The organism is Catenibacterium sp. CAG:290 (genome assembly GCF_000437715.1).
In the GTDB taxonomy this organism is placed as follows: Bacteria; Bacillota_I; Bacilli_A; order Erysipelotrichales; family Coprobacillaceae; genus Catenibacterium; species Catenibacterium mitsuoka_A.
This window is the reverse complement of sequence record NZ_FR898837.1, coordinates 1-5,424: the sequence shown is the minus strand read 5'-3', so window position 1 is coordinate 5,424 and position 5,424 is coordinate 1. Positions and strand designations below refer to the sequence as shown.

The 5,424-nt window shown below is 33.8% G+C and carries 5 protein-coding genes; all 5 read right to left on the bottom strand.

Translation table 11 applies throughout. From position 1 onward, the window contains the following. Nucleotides 1-267, bottom strand: a 267-nt coding sequence (locus tag QVO42_RS07185; protein WP_288164056.1) for an SDR family NAD(P)-dependent oxidoreductase, incomplete at its 3' end; no start/stop codon positions are given. A 1-nt stretch (nt 268) separates the two neighbouring features. Next, the gene (locus QVO42_RS07180; protein WP_022425458.1) at nt 269-1,552 is read right to left on the bottom strand and encodes a galactokinase; all 1,284 of its coding nucleotides are present in this window, start codon (nt 1,550-1,552) and stop codon (nt 269-271) included. After that, nucleotides 1,549-2,562, bottom strand: coding sequence for an aldose epimerase family protein (locus QVO42_RS07175; RefSeq protein ID WP_022425457.1), 1,014 nt, complete (start codon nt 2,560-2,562; stop codon nt 1,549-1,551). The genes QVO42_RS07180 and QVO42_RS07175 overlap by 4 nt, the downstream gene beginning before the upstream one ends. Then, complete coding sequence (gene galT / locus QVO42_RS07170) at nt 2,556-4,025, bottom strand: UDP-glucose--hexose-1-phosphate uridylyltransferase (RefSeq protein WP_022425456.1); 1,470 nt, start codon at nt 4,023-4,025, stop codon at nt 2,556-2,558. The genes QVO42_RS07175 and galT overlap by 7 nt, the downstream gene beginning before the upstream one ends. A gap of 139 nt (nt 4,026-4,164) precedes the next feature. Then, nucleotides 4,165-5,157 (bottom strand): LacI family DNA-binding transcriptional regulator, encoded by a 993-nt coding sequence (locus QVO42_RS07165; protein WP_022425455.1) that lies wholly within the window; start codon nt 5,155-5,157, stop codon nt 4,165-4,167. Between the last annotated feature and the right edge of the window lie 267 nt (nt 5,158-5,424).

The window sequence follows — 5,424 nt, the reverse complement described above, 5'->3', positions numbered from 1 at the left end:
TGATTCACCTACTGCCTTGAAGGCTGCACAGTGAATAACTGCATCTAATTTATTTTCCTTGAATACTGCTTCTGTCTTATCTTCATCTAAAACGTTAAATTCATAAAACTTTACTTTCTTACCAGTAATTTCATGAATGGCATCTAAGGCTTCTGGTTTTGAATTTGAGAAGTCATCGATGACTACAACATCATGTCCGCTCTGTAGTAATTCTACACAGACATGACTACCAATATAACCTGCACCACCTGTAACTAGTACGTTCATATTATTCCTCCACTACTTTACAACCACCAAGTTTTCTTACTTTAAGTACATGACAGCTGCCTTCTCCAAATAATTTTTCAATTTCTTTCTTATATTCTGGGACAAAGTCATTTTCTACAAATGCCTGAATTGTACCTGCGAATCCACCACCATGTACTCTAGATACACCATGGTCTCCTAATACGATTTCACTTAATGCTAGACCTGCAGAAACTGCCTGATGCTTATAATCAAAGTCTGCATAAACATTCTGTAAGAACTTATAGCTTGAGTTACCAGATTCCTTGATTAGCTTCTTGAATAAGTCAAAGTCATCATTGTTTAATGCTTCTACAATCTGAGGTACTCTAGCATTTTCCTTGAAGAAATGAATGGCTCTTAGAATTTCTCTATCATTCTTGACTGCTGCTCTGACATCAGCAAGATGATCAAAGAATTCCTTTTCATCTACTTCTCTTAAGAATTTCTTACCAAAGTAATGAGCGACATCCTTCATTTCAGTTGGAATAGCACCATAAGCATCTGTTAAATCTGCATGGCTTCCCTTTGTATCAACGATACATAAACTATGATCATATTTAGAGAAGTCTACATCTACATGATTTACAACAGGATGTTCTGTATCCTTGAAATCAATAGAGATAAGTCCACCAACGGCACATGCACACTGGTCCATTAATCCACAAGGCTTACCAAAGTATACATTTTCAGCATACTGACCTACTTTTGCGATAGTGACCATATCGATGCTCATATCATTATATAAACCATCAATGATTGTACCAATAATTGTTTCAAAAGCAGCTGAACTAGATAAACCAGCCCCTACTAATACATCGCTAGTAATGAATGCCTTGAAACCACCGATATTGTAACCTAGTTCTTTAAGTTTAGAGACAACACCTCTGATTAGTCCTTCTGAAGTACCTTCTTCTTCATCCTTCTTATCTAAATCATTTAAATAGATTGGCTTAATATTAAAGCTATCAGAGACAACATTGATTACATCATCCTGTCTAGCGACTACACCAATCGCATCTAGATTGATAGAACCTGCTAGTACACAACCATGCTGATGGTCTGTATGGTTACCTGAAATTTCACTTCTACCTGCAGCACTATAGATGCTGACATTTTCATCACCATAAAGTTCAACGAACTTATCTAATGCATTGGCATATCTATCTTTCTGATAATCTACAAGACTTGCATCTTCATATAAGTCTTTCAACATTTCATCATATTTATTAGTTTTAAATTCTTCTTTTAATAAGCTTGCTTTCATTTTGTTACCTCGAATGTATATACTGTTTCTTCTTTAAATTTTTTATTTGCGTTTAAGATGACCTTTGGATTTTCTTCTTTATGAATACTGTCTGGTAAATAACTTGTTTCAATACATAATGCATCTTGTGGATGCATAGTATATCCATATTTATCTAGCTGTCCATCTAAATAGTTTGCACTATATACCTGTGCTGATGGATATGTAGTAGATACAGTTAATTTAATACCAGTTTCTGGAGAATAAAGTTCTGCTTGATTTTTATCTGTATTAAATACAAATGGATGATCATAACCACGGGCTGTGATTAACTGTGGATGATTGTCTTTGATACAGTCTCCAATCACTTTTTCACTTCTAAAGTCAAATGGAGTATTTGTGACATCTAATAATTCACCTGTATATAATCCATCACCATCAACGCAGCCTACTTCATCAGCATTGAGTTTTAATACATGATTATGAACACTTGATGCATGTCCATTTAAGTTGAAATATGAATGGTTTGTGATATTGATGATTGTATCCTGATCACTTGTTGCTTCATAGCGCATATGAAGTGATGTTCCTTCGATTGTATAATAAGCATAGAAATCTAATGTACCTGGATAGCCTTCTTCACCATCTTTAGATACATAGTGGAACTTGACACCATCTTCAATAAATTCATAATCAAATACCTTGTAAGAGAATCCTTCAATACCACCATGTAATGAGTTTGGACCATTATTAATAGGAACATTATAAGTCTTCCCATTTAATGTGAAAGTTCCCTTCTCAATACGGTTGCATACTCGTCCTACCAAAGCACCAAGATATGTACCATCTCTCTTCTGGTAATCTGATACTTCAGGGAAGCCTAATACACAATCACATGGATTTCCTTCTTTGTCCTTCACTACAGCTTTAAGTAGTGTGCAGCCAAAGTTTGTGACTTCTACATAGAAGTCTTTGTTTTCTAAGCCGATGACAACAATGTCATCATCTAATTCTTTCTTAATTTCTACCATAAGCCCTCCACGAAGCGACTGAATCCTTCAATTCCTTCATCAGTCATTTTATATACACCAGCATCTTCTAATACTGCTACAAACTTCTTAGTGACTTCTACTTCTAGGAATTTATCAACATCCTCGTAGTCACAATTCTTAAGATATTTGTACCAGTCCGCATGCTTCTGTAATGATTCATTTGAATCAAAATCCGCATTACCTAATAGACACTGTTTGATATCTTCTAATTCATTCTTTAATCTTGCAGGAAGAACAGCTAAGCCCATTACTTCAATTAAGCCGATGTTTTCCTTCTTAATGTGGTGATGCTGTGCATGAGGGTGGAAGATTCCTAATGGATATTCTTCAGTCGTACGATTATTTCTAAGTACTAAATCTAACTGATACAATCCATCCTTCATACGTGCAATTGGTGTTACTGTGTTATGTCTTACACCATCTGTATATGCAATGATATCTAGTGATTCATCACTATAATCAATCCATTTTTCAAGGATAACATCAGCCAAAGCAATAATTTTTTCTTTGGAAGTAGAGGTAAGTCTTAGAGTTGACAATGGCCAATACAGCATATCTACCTGTACCTGGTCATGTTCATAACTCTTGATTACTTTTGCATCTTCCATAGGAAAATGATGACGACCGCCTTGGTAGTGATCATGGGTAAGGATAGAACCACCTACGATTGGTAGATCAGCATTACTTCCCAGCATATAATGAGGGAACTTATCTACAAATGCGAATAGATGCTCGAATGTATTGTGATCAATTTTCATTGGCTGATGTTCTTCATTAAATACGATACAGTGTTCATTGTAGTAAACATAAGGTGAATACTGTAGGTAATAGCGATGACCTGCAAGATCTAATGGGATGATACGATGATTCTGTCTAGCAGGATGCTTCATATTACCTGCAAATCCAACGTTTTCTTTACACAATAAGCAAAGAGGATAGTTTGCAGATTTGATATTCTTTGCAGCTGCAATCGCTTTAGGATCCTTTTCTGGTTTAGAAAGGTTGATAGTGATCTGAATATCACCATATTTAACATAATGGTTAAACTTGATATTCTTATCAATACGTGATTTACGAATATAGTTACTACTAATACTTAAATCATAGAAGTAGTCTGTTGCTTTTTCTGGAGATTCATTATAAAGAGCGTTGAACTTATTTACTACTTCACTAGGACGAGGCATGAGGCAGTTCATAAGTCTTGTATCAAATAAATCTTTTTCAGTCACAGAATCTGAAATCATACCTTTTTCTACTGCATAGTCAAGAATATGATCAATGATATCCTGTGCTGTTTCTAATTTTTCATCGATTTCTTCTAGTTCAAATTCATCTAACTGAAGTAAGTCTAGAATTAAATTTGCGGCATAGTACAAGTCATCTGTACCAATCATGCCTTTTTGTAATGCAAAGTTAAGTAATCTGTTGATCTGATGGTTCATTATGGGGTCTCCTTTTTTTATTTTGTTATTTTCTTCACCTACTATAATAAACCTTTTAGTAAAATAATCAATATTTTTTTAATTTTTTTACTAATTTGTTTACTTATTATTTTACTAAAATAAAAAGAGAGAAGTTTTATTAATTCTCTCTGCATGAATTTCTAATAACTAATTGACATGGTAATTGTATTCTACGTGGGTAGCTGATATCCTCTTCTGTGATCATTCCGTGTAATAATGAAGCCCCCATCTCTCCCATCTCACTTGAAGGTGCATAGACAGTAGATAATGTAGGTCGTGTGAAGTTACATGCATCCACATCATTGAATCCCATAATAGACACTTCTTCTGGCACCTTTATTTTTGCATCTAATAAAGCCTGCATAGCCCCCATCGCAAGAGGATCATTGGCACAGAATATTGCGGAAGGTATTTTTCCTTCTTCAATCACACGATTCATGACAGAATAGCCTTCATCTCCTGTCATTTCATGATTAGTTGTAAATATCTCATATTTTATTCCTAGATATTCGCAATATTTAATAAAGCTTTTCTTTCTAGAAATTGTTTGTAAAGACATTTCATCATATTCATTTCTTCCCATAAAACCAATCGTTTCATGTCCCTGTGAATGAAAATAGTTAACTACTTTATACATCGCGTCATCAAAATCCAATGAGATACAAACATTTGTGATCGGAGACAAATCCATATCTAATAAAACAATTCTACTAGATAACTTACTAAATGTATCAAGATACTTCTTTTCAAACTTTCCAATACAGATAATACCATCCACACCTTCTAATACCTGCTTCATATTCATATCATCGTATCTTACTTTTGTCGAAGCCATCTTTTCTTTTCTTAAATATTTCTCTACACCCTGTAAAATAGATAAGAAATAAGTATCTCTAAATTCCTGTTCAAATGTATAACACTGGATAATACCTATATTAAATGTTTTCTTCTTTTCTTTTGATTTTAAGGAGTAATTAAGTTCACTAGCCACTCTTAATATCTTCTCTTTTGTCTCAGGTAAAACCCTCAATGTTTTATCTTCATTTAATACTCTTGATACAGTTGCGATAGATACATTAGCTGCTTTCGCAACATCTTTAATTGTAGCCATTTCTTTTTCCTCCTTAACATTACTATAATAATTAATATATCACAATCTAGATAAAATGAGGTAAAATTTTTAGTAATATTTTAACCAATTTTAATGATACATTATTTTTTCTTTATTTTCATTGTATATATCAAGTATTTTCTACCTTGCCTATAATTTCTTCATTTTTTTATTGACGAGTGTATTTCTACATGTTATTATAGGTGAGCAGTCAAGAAATGGGCCTGTAGCTCAGTTGGTTAGAGCGCACCCCTGATAAGGGTGAGG